This is a genomic window from Pseudomonas sp. Irchel s3b6, from assembly GCF_900187415.1.
Lineage (GTDB): Bacteria > Pseudomonadota > Gammaproteobacteria > Pseudomonadales > Pseudomonadaceae > Aquipseudomonas.
In genome coordinates, this window is record NZ_FYDM01000011.1 from 74,846 (window position 1) to 87,666 (window position 12,821).

Genomic DNA, 12,821 nt, shown 5'->3' on the forward strand with positions numbered 1-12,821 from the left:
TATACTGTAGTTTTTCATGAAATTATAAAAACATAATTTCATGGTGCCCCTATGTTCCAGCAGTCCACCCAGCATGTCGCCAGCTATTACGCCCACAGTTGTGCGGAGCGTTTGCTGGAGCGTGGGGCGCTCGAGGGCGAGCACCGTACCGAGGTGGTGATCATCGGGGCCGGCTTCAGTGGCTTGCACACGGCCCTGCGCCTGGCCCTGGCGGGCAAGCGGGTGACGCTGCTGGAGGCCAGTCGCGTGGCTTGGGCCGCATCGGGGCGCAATGGCGGGCAGGCGATACTCGGTTGGTCGTGTGACATGCCCCCACTGGAGGCCGCGCTCGGTCATGAGCGTGCGCGCCGCCTGTGGGACAGCATGTGCTGGGCCGCGCAGGAATTGCGCGAGCTGCCGGCCCGCCATGGTTTTGATTGCGACTATCGCCCCGGCCATCTGTGGACCTCGGTCATGCCACGCCGGGTCAGGCTACTCACCCAGTGGCAGCATGAGGCCAGTCACAAGTGGGGCTACGATGCCCTGCAGTTCATCCCCCGCGACCAGTTGCCCCAATGGGTCGCCAGCGACCGCTATCAGGCGGGGCTCTATGACCCCGAAGGCGGGCACCTCAACCCACTGAAGCTGGCCCTGGGCCTGGCCGCGGCCATCGAGCGCGCGGGCGGGCGCATCTTTGAACAGAGCAAAGCCCAGAGTTATCGAGAGGAGGGCGGTGAGTACCGGGTCACCACCGAGCGCGGGAGTGTCCGGGCGGACGTGCTGGTGCTGGCGTGCAATGCCTACCTCGACCAGCTCGATCCGCAACTGGCCAGCCGTGTCCTGCCGGTGGGTACCTACCAGGTGGCCACGGTGCCGCTGCCGACCGGGCAGGCCAGCGCCTTGCTCCCGGGCAACGTCTGCGTCACCGATAACCAGTTCGTGCTCGACTACTTCCGCCGCACACCGGACAACCGCCTACTGTTCGGTGGCGGCTGCACTTACCTGGGGGGCATGCCCCGGGACATTGCCGCGGCGACCCGGCCGTTTCTCGAGCGAGTGTTCCCCCAGCTCAAGGGGGTCGAACTGGAATTCGCCTGGGGCGGGCATATCGACCTGACCCTCAAACGCACGCCCGATATCGGCCGGCGGGGCGATCTCTATTGGCTGCAGGGCTATTCCGGGCATGGCGTGCTGCCGACCCTGGCCGCTGCCCGTGCGGTGTCCGACGCAATCCTCGGTGACGCGGATGGGCTGGCCTTGTACCAGGGCCTGAACAATGAGCGTTTCCCCGGTGGCCAATACCTGGCGGCGCCCCTGGAAGCCATCGGCAAGGCGTGGTACCGCCTGCGTGACAGCATTTGATGAATTCTCTTTGGGAAACCCTGGCATGAACAAGCAAGAAGAAATCGCCGCGCTGGCGATCCTCATCCACGACCTGCGCAAGCACAAGAAGTACACCCTCAAGGAGCTGGCCGACAAAATCGACCGCTCCGTGGGCTTCCTGTCGCAAGTCGAGCGCGGCCTGTCACGGCCCACGGTGGCGGACCTGACGGCCATCAGCGAAACCCTGGGCGTGCCCACCACCTACTTCTACAGTTTGCCCAAGCCCAAGGTGCTGCCCTGGGTGACCCGGCCCGATGAGCGCCGCACGCTGTACTACGCCAACGGCATTACCGACATCCTCGTTTCACCGAAAATCAGGGCCTCGTTCTCCATGCTCGAAAGCCGGCTGGAAGCCGGTGCCAGCAGTGGCGAGCGGCACTTGAGCGACAGCTCGGAGCAGGGCGGCTACGTGCTCGAAGGCGAACTGACGCTGTGGCTGGACGAAGACGACGAACCGGTGACCCTGGTGGTCGGCGACAGCTTTCAACTCGACAGCCATACCCGCTGTCGCTACGGCAACCTCACCGACCAACTCACCCGCGTGCTGTGGGTTTACACCTGATAACAACACAGGAAACTTTGATGATGGACGCTGCCTGTTCCGACCTGCTGGCTGAAGTACGTGTTTTCCGCCAACGCTACCCTGAGGTGCGCTACGTCGACCTCATCTCCCTGGACATTCCCGGGCACTTCTACGGCAAGCGCTATCCGATCGAGATGCTCGAAAAAGTGGCGGCCGGCAGTGCCCTCAAGTTGCCGCAGAACTGCGTGCTGCTGGGGGTGCAGGGCGGGCTGTTCAAAATCGGCGACTACTGCTTCCACGACGGCGACCCGGACGCGGTGCGGCGCCTGGTACCGGGCACCCTCAAGCCGGTGACCTGGGAAGCGCAGCCGGTGGGCCAGATGCTGATCACCTCCGATGGCACCGAAAAACCCATCGAATTCGAACCCCGCGAAGTGCTGGCGCAAGTGCTGGAACGCTTGCGGCGCAAAGGCATTCACCCGGTGGTGGCGTTCGAACTGGAGTTCTATCTGTTCGACAAGCAACTGCGTGACGGCCAGCCGCAGTTCCCCCGCGACCCCCTGACCGACGATACCGACGACCAGCCGAACATGCACATCGAACGCCTGTCACGGTTTGCTCCGGTCCTCGACGAAATGGTCGAGGCCGCGCGCGCCCAGGGCGTCGACACCACGGTGATCACCGCGGAGCTTGGGCCCGGCCAGTTCGAGATCAACTTCGGCCACCTCAATGACGGCCTGCAAGCCGCGGACTGGGCCGCACTGTTCTGCCGCAGCACCCGGGGCGTCGCCCTCAAGCACGGCTATCGCGCCAGCTTCATGGCCAAGCCCTACCTGCAGCACCCGGGCAGCGGCATGCACGTGCACGTCAGCCTCTACGATGGCGAAGGCCAGAACCTGTTGGCCGCCAACCAGCAACAGGCCCTGCGCCATGCAGTGGCCGGCTGCCTGGAACTGTTGCCCCACTGCATGCCGATCTTCGCCCCGAACCAGAACGCCTTCCGCCGCCTGGGCGGCACCGTGAACGCGGCAACCCAGGCCAGCTGGGGCTTCGAAGACCGCGACGCCTGCGTACGCATTCCCGAGTCGGACAGCAAAAACCTGCGCATCGAACACCGCCTGGCCGGCGCCGACGCCAACCCCTACCTGGTGCTGGCGGCGATCCTGGTCGGACTGGAACAGGGCCTGGAAGCCGGCCGCGAACCGATCCCGCCGCTCAACGAAGACCGTAACAGCGGCATCGACTTCCCCCTGGAAATGCTCGAAGCCGTACGTGCCATGCAACACCAACCGCAGCTGCGCCAAGGCTTGGGGGCGGAGTTCGTCGATGTCTATTGCGAGAACAAGCGCCAGGACCACCTGGCCTTCCAACAGGAAATCACCGCCCGGGAATATCGCTGGTACCTCTAGCAAACGCCGGAGTGAACTGTGGTTCGGCCACCATGGCCGAACCACAGCGTTGACCGGGTTGGAGATTTTTTACTTCCCGTTCTTGACATGCCCAGAGAAGCAGTCCAGAATTGCGTCCATTCCTGATTAGGGAACGAGAAAAACCCTTTAGATTTCAAAGGGTTGGAAGTAGATGCAAATCTAGATTCCCTCTCCAGTTTGTATGTGTTTGATGTTGCTTTTAGGGCATCTGACATTTGAGGCCGAGTAGCAAAATGGTTATGCAGTGGATTGCAAATCCACCTACGCCGGTTCGATTCCGACCTCGGCCTCCACTTTTAAAAACCCTGTAGCTCAATGAGTTACGGGGTTTTTTTATGCCTGTAGAAAAGTCAGGTGTTCCGCAATTTTCGGAAGGTGTTCCGCAACTGCATGCATTGGGGGCGGCAGCACTCGGTCCGTTGACTTGTTTTCAAGATGGGAAAGGGGCCGACAGGATCGGCTGTAATTTCAGCATCTGGAGCTTCGTATTCTGGCGAAATGGTCGTGGACGCTTGGATGGCGTTTTGATAGCCTCATGAAATATCAAGCGGTGATGACTATCAACAAACCGCTCGGCACCAAGGAAGGGCATAAAATGGCCAATGGTCTCATTATCGAATTTAACGCTTTACACGCAAACAATATTTATTTGCATCTGCTCTCTGCACTCTAATTAATTTGCGGGAAATAATTTCGTGTACAAAATTAGTAAAGTTGAAATAAATGGCTTCTGGCAAAAGTATGATGTTAGAAGTGTATTCGATGAGAGTGTGAACGTAATTATCGGAAATAATGGGACCGGTAAAACAACGTTTATGAATATTCTGCATGCTGTTTTAGCTGTGGATGTGGCTGGAATAGCAGAGAATGAGTTTTCAAATGTTCATGTTGTGCTATCGCATGGTAAAAGTAGTCGCCAGATACGTGTAACCAAAAACAATGATGAAGCTTACTCTATAATCACCTATTGGGTCGGTCGAAAAAAATTCAACTTCCCGCTCTTTCATTCGGATGATATTAGATCAGGTCCTGCGACCTATAGACGTAGGGTGATGAATGAAGCTATATCAAGGATTAAGGAAGAAATGAGTTCGCTCGTTTCCCTGGCCTCGCTTTCAGTATATAGATACCGTGCGGTCGACTCTGAAAGCATGGAGAGGTCTACTCAGAGGAAGTTTGCGGGGCCTGTTGATTTAAGACTTCAAGAGTTGATGCAGAATCTTACAGCTTATCAGTTGAATCTTTCTCAGAGAGCTAGGGAAATCTCGGCAAACTTGCAGAAAGATGTTCTGATGTCTCTTCTTTATCGTTCGAACACTGAAAAGAACCAAGTTGGGTATGCGCTGGATTTTGATGCGGAAAAAGAAAGGCAAGCAATTGTTTCCGCATACGAGCAGCTTGGTATAACAGGAGTTGCTCTACAGCGGCGGGTAAGTGAGCACGTCACTGCTGTCGGAAGCACAGTGGAAAAAATACGTAAAATTATCAATAAAAAAGACGATAATTATGATTTGTCTGTAGTTGACTTTGCTCCATTGGAGGCGAGTAAGCGCGCTCGAATGGTTTCTGATATGTCGCTAATAGCAGAGTCGAAAATTGATAAGATATTCAGCCCTGTTCAGTTGTTTTTGAAGCAGTTGCATGAATTTATTACTGATAAGAAATTCTGTTTTGAAAGCGGGAAATTGATTTTAAGTGGTCAGACTGAAATTACTATTCAGAAACTGTCTTCTGGGGAAAAGCAGTTGCTCATACTTCTTACCGAGGCGTTATTGCAGAGGGAGCAGCCGTTCATTTTCTTAGCGGATGAGCCGGAACTTTCGCTCCATATCAGTTGGCAGCGACAGATTATTCCAGCTGTAAGGAGTTTGAATCCTACGGCACAGGTGATCGTCGCAACCCATTCACCTGAAGTTGCCGGGAAATTTCTTAACAACATTATTGATATGGCGGATATCACCAATGTCCAAAGTTGATTACTCAGCTGATGCTGTCAATGTGTTGTCTAGATTTTATCGATCGTCTTATGTATTGTACGTCGAGGGCGATGATGATGTGCAGTTTTGGTCGAAAGTTTTCCAAGAATTTTGTAATTTTACAATTGAAGTTATTCCTCTAGGTGGCGCTGTAGAGATTGATAGAAAAATTAAAAGAATTATAAATGAAGACTTGCGTGTTTTGGCGGCGAGAGATGCTGATCATACAAAAATCCGTAATACGCACGTCACGGACAATCGTGTTGTTTATACCTACGGATATGCAATAGAAAATACTTTGTTTACACCCTCTTCAGTTGCCGAGATGCTCTCGGTTCTTGCTAGGGTTGCTACGGTAGATCAGGTTTCTGTAGAGCAGTGGTTCGATGCTTTTTTTGAATGCTCAAAGAATTATCTGCATTTTGACCTTGCCAATAGTATTGGCGGCTGGGGAGTTGGGTTGCCCGATAATTGCTCGGGATTTATGCAGTCAAAAAAATCCTGTGTATTTAATCAAAGTAAATTAGAGTCATATTTAATTAAAAATTTTGGGCGTGTATTGAATGATGCTGAGAAGTCTGAGATTGAAGCATTGATTGCACGTTATCCGTTGAGATTGCCTTTCCTCTTTCGGGGTCACTTTCTTCAGAGTGCAGTGAATGCATTCATATCAAATTATCTGACTTCGGCTGCAAAGAAATCTAATTGCTCTTACGACGCTATGTATCTCGGTGCTATTCAATCTTTACAGTCGTTTCTGTCTGGTGATAGTGAGCATGCAGCGCACTATCGCGCTGAAGTAGAAAAGGTTAGTGCTTGGGGGCGGAGTATTGCATAGTTCTCCATAGTGTGCTGATCTTGTGTTACATTAATTTTATAACACGAGATGTACGCGCTCACCGAGAAAATTTGTGTATGCATAGTTAGGTGGGTGTAGGTAAATAACCACTTATAGTTATTTCGTGGGGCGTACTATCTCGCCAATGCGGCGATAAACTTTTTTCGTCATGTCTTCGGTCGAGTGTCCGAGTAATCTACTAGCATGATGAATGTCTTCTATCTTGCTGGCTGCCTTAGGTCGAATGTCTCTGAACTGGAATTGTCGGATGGCGTCTGCAAGTTATGTGTCTCCATCGGCTGCGGCCGTTGTAGTTGCTTTCTCCCGGGCTTCATCCCAGCGATTTCTCAGCACGGCGTAACTCATTCGCAGGCCCGTCTGGTTGGTGATCAGACTTGAACTTCTGATGCCGGCCATGGCTTTGCGCTCAAGCAGGGCATCGAGGAAGGTGCTGAGGTTTGATGCGTCTGTCCCGTCGTGTAGGCGGATGCGCAGGTGTTTCTCGGTCTTGCCCTGGCCCACCAGCAGGAAACCATTATTGAGGTCGTTGGTTGAGGCCTTCAGCACGTCGGCCGGCCGTTGAGCGGTCAGATAGGCCAGGTCCATCGCGTCTTGTGGTTCAGGTGGCGCCTGGGCGATCACCTGAGGGGGTGATCGCTTCGATAGGCGCGGCGTCGAATGCGTTGCGTAGCTGCTTCAGCCCCTTCATGTAATCCTTCTGCGTGCCCGGCTTCAGCCCGGGGATGATCTTCGATTCGTCATCGTCAAATAGTCGACCCATCTACATCTCCGGCTTTCGCGCTGATGCGTCAAGCGGTGGCACATGGTTCGTGTGGGCAGGCACTACGGCATTAGCGAAGGCAAGGCCCGAGAGCTTGGTAAGGGCAGGGGGCTGCTTGGATTGGTCGTGCTGTGAGCGAGGTCAGAGCGGCTGCTTGACGTGAGTAACGGTAACTCCATACGACTTTGAAAAGGCGCTGCTGGTCCTGACTGAAGCAACCACGGCCGCCATGCCCGCGGGATATTCCGGGTCTGTCATGAATAGCCAAGCGACTGTCGTCGAATGAAAAGCGCCCCCTCCATTTGGGGGGCCTTAATGTCAGTCATAAAAACGCATCTGGCGATTGAGCCAGTCTGGTCGCCCACAAGATGAACATAACCAGGCGGGCAAACTGCAGGCCGGCGTAACGCGATGATTCTGCCAGCCCTGTGTGAATGCACGCCAGCCTTGGAAGGTCGTTATCCGAGGGGGTGTGTACAGCGTGCTGCCGCTTGAACCGCCGGATGCGACTGCTTCGCTTGAGTCACGAGTTGCTTGGTACGCTAAGCAGGAGAATAACAATATGAAATTCGTGAAAAGTCTTCTGGCTGCTTCACTCCTCATGGCGCTGGCCATTGATGCACAGGCATTGGTGTCAAGCCAGGAAGCCGCCGAACTGGGTACCCGCCTGACGCTGGTGGGGGCTGAAAAGGCCGGTAATGCCGATGGCTCCATTCCGCCTTATCGCGGTGGCCTGACCACTGCCCCGGCCAGCTTCAAGACCGGTGATACCATGCGCCCGGACCCCTATGCGCACGAGAAACCGCTGCTGGTGATCAATGGCAAGAACGTCGACCAGTACAAGGGCTTGCTGACGGCTACCACTGTCGAGTTGGCCAGGCGCTACCCCGGCTACCGCATCGATGTGTATCAGACCCACCGCACCGCTGCGCTGCCGCAGGCGGTACTGGAAAATAGCCGCAAGAACGCCACCGCCGCCAGGTCCCTCAACGATGGGATAGCCTTCGACAATGTATTGCCCGGTGTGCCGTTCCCGATCCCGCAATCGGGTGCCGAGGCGATGTGGAATTTCCTGCTGCGCTACCAGGGCGTCAACATCCATTCCAAGTACGACTCCTGGAGCGTCGACTCGGCGGGAGTGCCAAGCCTGGTTGTCACCGGCGCGGCATACGCCTCCTTCCCGATTTACGAGAACATGTCGAAGCCCATCAACAACTCTGACCTCTACTACCAGTTGAAACTGTCCTATACCGGACCTGCGCGGCGAGCCGGCGAGTCGATTATGCTCAAGAACGCCACCAACCCGCTGCAGCGTCCTGCCCGTGCCTGGCAGTACATGCCGGCCCAGCGCCGGGTCAAACTGATTTCGATCCTGGCCTACGACACACCGAACCCCGGTACTGCCCGTGCCCTCGAACTGTATGACTGGACGCTGGTGGGCAAGCAAGAAATGATCGTGCCCTACAACACCTACAAATTGACCTATGCTCGGGATGCCAAGTCGCTGACCACCCCCAATTACATTTCCCCGGACTTCGTACGCTGGGAAAAACACCGCGTCTACGTGGTGGAGGGCAATCTCAAGCCCGGTGCAAAGCACATCTACCAGAAACGCCGCTTTTACCTGGATGAAGACACCTGGGCCGCTCTGGCCTCCGATCAGTACGGCATGAGTGGCGAGCTTTATCGTGGCTCCTTCGCTTTCCTCAGCCAGAGCTATGACCAGCAGGTCCCGGATGCCACCCCGTTCATGACTTACGATCTGTCGCGCGGCTCCTACAACATCAATGGCGTGGTAGGCCCCCATGGCGGTATTCGGTATATCGAGCCGCTATCGACGGCGCAGTGGGTGCCAGAGTCCATGGCGGGTGCCGGTATTCGCTAGGGTGATACAACGCCAGATCATGCATGACCGATAAATCACAACCCCTCCCGGTTTTGAAAGCAGGCCAGATGCTGTCGATGCGAATCTGGGGGATTGTGTCCATTGCGAGGTTTCCAGACACTTCACAATCCACCCTTCAGCCACTACTTCACGACGCCATTGAGCAGTACCCCGTAGGACTGCAGAAACTCAACCGTGCCGTGGAAGATCAAACCGACCCCCATGGCGGAGACGAAGAAGCCAACGATGCGGGTGGCGGCGTCTATGCCTTGCGGGCCGATTTTCTTGAGGATGTTCTTGGCGTAGACCAGGGACAGATAGACGGTGAGCATGGTGGCGCAGATGGCCAGGGCGACTACGGCGAAAGAGATCACGGCGCGGTCGGAGTCCTTGATGGTGCTGGTCAGGCCGATCACCGTGGCGATGGCGCCCGGGCCGAACATGATCGGCATGGCCAAGGGAATGAAGGATACGTCCTGGTTGCCCTTGCCTGCGCTGGGGATCAGGTTGCTGGCGGGCGAGGGGGCGAATAGCTCGAAGCCGATACGCATCAGGATCACCCCGCCCACTACCCGGATCATGCTCAATGGCACCTCGAACAGGCGCAATAACAGGTTGCCGAAAATGAGGAAGAAGAACATCAGCAGCAGCGCGTAGAAACAGGCCTTGCGTGCCACCTGGCGGTGCTCGGTGTCGCTCTTGCCTTGCAGTAGACCGAGGAACACCGGGATGGCCTCCAATGGATTGATGATTGCCAGTAGCGTGGTGAACATGCCAAGGAATTGTGTGATGTGCGCGTTCATCAGGTGCGTACCGGGTTGGGGGCTACTGAATTACCTTAGTCCAAACGCCGCGCATGCACCTGACAGGCCCCCGGCCGTTGGCTGTTCAGAAATCAGCAACCCAGGCAATTGACAGGAAACCGGTACAAGGCCGGTGTTTACGATGCTTCGCCAAGCAGGCTTTCGTAGGGGATTCTGAGGCCATTGTGCAGCCGTTTGATCATGGCCAGGCTCAGTGCACGTTTGTTGTTGAGTACCTCAGAAACACGTCCGCTTGGGCCAATGAACGCCTCCAGGTCTCGAGGGGTGAGTCCTTGTTGTTCCATTCGAAATTTGATGGCCTCGATAGGGTCCGACGGGGCAATTGGATAATGCTCGTCTTCATATTTTTCAATAAGCATTGAGAGTACTTCCAGTTCGTCGGCTTCTGGGGATCCGGCGGCTGCTCCCCAAAGCTCTTCAAGGCGAGCAAAAGCGGCATTGAGCTCTTCTTCGCTGCGAATCGGTTTCAGGTTCATTACACAGACTCCACGTCAATTTGATCGTACTGGGCGTGAGTGCCTATGAACTTAACCCATGCGATCTGATGGCCATAATCGATGGACACCACGAGTCGATACTTGTTGCCGGCGACGTTGAAAACGACCCGGCCGCTCTTGATGATACTAGCTGTACGTATCTCAGCCTTTAGCTCCTGGGGTGTGCTCCAAACGGCCTTTAGCATCATGTTGTGCCATTCGGTGAGTGCTCGCTCAGCGTCCTTGCACCCTGGTCTTTCCCAGAACTCCTTTAGTGTTCGCTTTGCGATGACTCTCATGTCGCGGTAATTCTCCCAATTTGGGAGAATTATGCTGGTGCCGTATTGGAGTGTCAAGAGAGGACGTGTAACACGGTATAGACGCAAAAAGCCGCTCTGCAACCCAACACTGGCCCCTTGAGAATCTGGCGCGTGGTCCTTTTAAAACCAGCAGCTTGAGCCGTCCGTGGGGGTGAGCGCAGGGCAATCGGGATGGATCGTTAACCAACTGCGCCAGTTCGACTCGCTACCCAAAGCCCGCATCGAATCCCGAAAAAGGGTCCATACAGGCGCTGATCCTCCACGCAGAGCACTGCATGAGTGAATGATCATCACCCCCACCTATTTCATGGACATTCATCGCTTTTCAATATTTTCATCGTCCGTCCGGGCGCCGCTCATTCCAATTCACAGCGGCCTTTGGAGGGCTATGCCTTAATGCAGCGAATTGGCCGGGATCAAAGAGGGTGTTTGATCCACGGCGACCGTTGTTGGGCCAGGCCAGGCAGCAGGCCCGCAACCGATACCTGAGCGACACACTCCCGTTCCCCCGAAAAATGTCGATGTGCGCCGGCTCTCTTGTCTGACCTGAACACGCCGCCCGGAAACCCCAATGATCACTGCCGATACGGTATTTCTTGTCATGGATGATGCTGATGCCCTGCGCACGATCAATAGCCGCCCGTTGCACCTGTTGGCGCAAAACAGCCGGCCGTTCTTGAACAAGATCAATCTGTCGACTGAACTGTACAAGAGCGAAACCAGGCGCCTGGAGTTACACGCAAGTGAAATGACCGAATCCTTGCAACCACACGCTGAAGCACGCAATGACTGCTTAACTCTGGATGTCGACAACCATGCGGACCTGACGCGTTTGCTTATCGGCTTTCCACGTGCGCAAGGGGGTCAAGGGCCATGGGCCGAGTGCTGATCGATGAGCAGGTTGTGTTCGATGAGGACAGCTTCCTGCTGTTTCGTGTGGATGCGCCTGACGTGGCGCCCTTGCGCCTGGGCGCGACCACCAGCAGCTGTCTGGCCTTGTTGCTCCGCTCGGGAGGCGCCGTGGTGCGCAAGCGCGAGTTGATGGAGGGTGCCTGGGGTCAGTATGGCCTGGAGGTTACCGACAACAGCCTTGCCCAGTCGATTCGCCAATTGCGCCTTGCCCTGGAGACACTGCAACCGGGCCGCGAATTCATTCAGACGCTGCCGCGTGTGGGCTACAAGCTCGCCGATGGCGTGCGCACTCGAGCGTTGCAGGCAGCTGGGGAGGAGGCGGCTTCGACTCCCGACTCTCGGGAGATTGACCACGACTTGCCGGATTGCGCGGCGTCAACCTTGCCGCCAGTTGAGGACGTCGTGAGTGTTGTCGCACCTTCAACCACTTCACCCGGGCCTGTCGAGGGTGGCACGTCGAGCGTATTGGCGCGGGCAATGTCTGCGTATAAATACTGGGGACTGCTGATCGCCTTGATCCTGTGGGGCATCGCCAGTTTTTTCCTGGGAGTCGTTCTCCAGACGCCGATGTTGAACACCGATCTCCCGGTATTTGCCCCTCCAGTGACGATAGAAGGCATGCGCGTGCATGTGCCGGTTGAGGGCTTGAGCTCCCTTTCAGCCTCCCAGTTAAAGACCTTGGCCCAGCGCAGCCAGCAGTTGGCGCAATTGCTGGATATCGCGTCGAGCAGCGCAAACCTGTACCTGATACCGGTGTACCACAGGGAGCACGCCATCCTCTGTGACGGCGAGCTGGAGCTGGCCAGGTCCCGCTGCGTGGGAGTACAGCTGAATGACTAAGCGGGGTGCGAAAGCGATCTGGTGCCTGGCCTTCGTCGTCGTCGGGCTGATGGGCATTGGGTTGGGGCGCTTGTCGGGGGTGCAGCCGGTGCCCATGGACCTCTGGTGCGATGGCGAGAGCGCGCGGCAAGTGCAGATCAATGCACGTCCTGCCTGGTTCATGACTCGATTCAGTCTGGACTTGAGTCCTTCGGGCCTCAGTCATTTGCGCATGGCGGCCCGGTTGATCGACGCGGATTCCAAAGCGGAAATTGGCGTCATGAATCGCTATAGCGCTTTTCGAGTCAAGAAAAACGGATCCCGGTTGATGGTCGAAGTGGACAGTAGCCTCAAGAGTAATGCCGACAATCTGAGCCCGGAGCAGTTGTCTTCACTTGATCTTTATATCTTTCAACCTAAGTCCAGCTTGAGTTACTGGATGCAGCCACTGGGTGAAACCCGTTACACGATTGATGTCGGTGAAAATCTGTTTGTGTTGTGCAGCAGGAGAAGTCCGCTGAAACCATGGGCCCGCGTGGTGATGGTGCTGGCACGCAGTAGCCGTCTATAAAAAGTGAAGCATGGTTGAATTCGAAGGTTCAGTGTTCATGTGGTTGAGACTTATTCCTTGAATAGTTTTCTTTTTGTATAGCCCGGATGAAGTAGCCACCCCCA

At 55.6% G+C, this 12,821-nt stretch carries 12 protein-coding genes, 1 tRNA gene and 1 pseudogene; 10 read left to right on the top strand and 4 right to left on the bottom strand.

Annotation, left to right across the window (positions count from 1 at the left end; translation table 11 throughout):
- Window positions 1–51: 51 nt before the first annotated feature.
- The 6 genes from CKW07_RS18185 (at window position 52) to CKW07_RS18210 (ending at window position 6,129) form a co-directional block, all read left to right on the top strand.
- Window positions 52–1,341 carry an FAD-binding oxidoreductase gene (locus CKW07_RS18185; protein ID WP_095146383.1) on the top strand — a complete coding sequence of 430 codons (1,290 nt, stop codon included), beginning with the start codon at window positions 52–54 and terminating at the stop codon, window positions 1,339–1,341.
- Window positions 1,342–1,366: 25 nt separating this feature from the next.
- Window positions 1,367–1,924 carry a helix-turn-helix domain-containing protein gene (locus tag CKW07_RS18190; protein WP_095083345.1) on the top strand — a complete coding sequence of 186 codons (558 nt, stop codon included), beginning with the start codon at window positions 1,367–1,369 and terminating at the stop codon, window positions 1,922–1,924.
- 23 nt (window positions 1,925–1,947) lie between these two features.
- Window positions 1,948–3,294 (top strand): glutamine synthetase family protein, encoded by a 1,347-nt coding sequence (locus CKW07_RS18195; RefSeq protein ID WP_095146445.1) that lies wholly within the window; start codon window positions 1,948–1,950, stop codon window positions 3,292–3,294.
- A 240-nt stretch (window positions 3,295–3,534) separates the two neighbouring features.
- Window positions 3,535–3,608, top strand: a tRNA-Cys gene (locus tag CKW07_RS18200).
- A gap of 402 nt (window positions 3,609–4,010) precedes the next feature.
- On the top strand, window positions 4,011–5,291 hold the full coding sequence (locus tag CKW07_RS18205) for an AAA family ATPase (protein ID WP_095146384.1): 1,281 nt from the start codon (window positions 4,011–4,013) through the stop codon (window positions 5,289–5,291).
- The gene (locus CKW07_RS18210; RefSeq protein WP_095146385.1) at window positions 5,278–6,129 is read left to right on the top strand and encodes a DUF4435 domain-containing protein; all 852 of its coding nucleotides are present in this window, start codon (window positions 5,278–5,280) and stop codon (window positions 6,127–6,129) included. The genes CKW07_RS18205 and CKW07_RS18210 overlap by 14 nt, the downstream gene beginning before the upstream one ends.
- Window positions 6,130–6,246: 117 nt before the next feature.
- Here the strand turns inward: CKW07_RS18210 and CKW07_RS18215 are convergent.
- Window positions 6,247–6,910 (bottom strand): annotated as a pseudogene (locus CKW07_RS18215) (tyrosine-type recombinase/integrase).
- Between the two features lie 562 nt (window positions 6,911–7,472).
- Between CKW07_RS18215 and CKW07_RS18220 the strand changes: the two are divergent.
- The gene (locus tag CKW07_RS18220; protein WP_095146386.1) at window positions 7,473–8,795 is read left to right on the top strand and encodes a DUF1329 domain-containing protein; all 1,323 of its coding nucleotides are present in this window, start codon (window positions 7,473–7,475) and stop codon (window positions 8,793–8,795) included.
- Between the two features lie 143 nt (window positions 8,796–8,938).
- On the opposite strand, the gene CKW07_RS18225 is transcribed toward CKW07_RS18220, so the two are convergent.
- From CKW07_RS18225 to CKW07_RS18235, 3 genes are all read right to left on the bottom strand, one after another.
- Complete coding sequence (locus CKW07_RS18225) at window positions 8,939–9,598, bottom strand: MarC family protein (RefSeq protein WP_095146387.1); 660 nt, start codon at window positions 9,596–9,598, stop codon at window positions 8,939–8,941.
- Between the two features lie 137 nt (window positions 9,599–9,735).
- Window positions 9,736–10,095, bottom strand: a complete 360-nt coding sequence (locus tag CKW07_RS18230; protein WP_095146388.1) for a type II toxin-antitoxin system HigA family antitoxin — start codon at window positions 10,093–10,095, stop codon at window positions 9,736–9,738.
- Window positions 10,095–10,394 (bottom strand): type II toxin-antitoxin system HigB family toxin, encoded by a 300-nt coding sequence (locus CKW07_RS18235; protein WP_095146389.1) that lies wholly within the window; start codon window positions 10,392–10,394, stop codon window positions 10,095–10,097. Before CKW07_RS18235 ends, CKW07_RS18230 begins: the two co-directional genes overlap by 1 nt.
- A gap of 592 nt (window positions 10,395–10,986) precedes the next feature.
- Between CKW07_RS18235 and CKW07_RS18240 the strand changes: the two genes are divergently transcribed.
- The 3 genes from CKW07_RS18240 to CKW07_RS18250 are packed head-to-tail and all read left to right on the top strand — an operon-like array spanning window position 10,987 to window position 12,717.
- A complete protein-coding gene (locus CKW07_RS18240; protein ID WP_095146390.1) occupies window positions 10,987–11,304 on the top strand; it encodes a hypothetical protein in 318 nt (105 codons plus the stop codon).
- On the top strand, window positions 11,289–12,167 hold the full coding sequence (locus CKW07_RS18245; RefSeq protein ID WP_095146391.1) for a transcriptional regulator: 879 nt from the start codon (window positions 11,289–11,291) through the stop codon (window positions 12,165–12,167). Before CKW07_RS18240 ends, CKW07_RS18245 begins: the two co-directional genes overlap by 16 nt.
- Complete coding sequence (locus CKW07_RS18250; RefSeq protein WP_095146392.1) at window positions 12,160–12,717, top strand: hypothetical protein; 558 nt, start codon at window positions 12,160–12,162, stop codon at window positions 12,715–12,717. The genes CKW07_RS18245 and CKW07_RS18250 overlap by 8 nt, the downstream gene beginning before the upstream one ends.
- The last annotated feature ends 104 nt before the right edge of the window (window positions 12,718–12,821 follow it).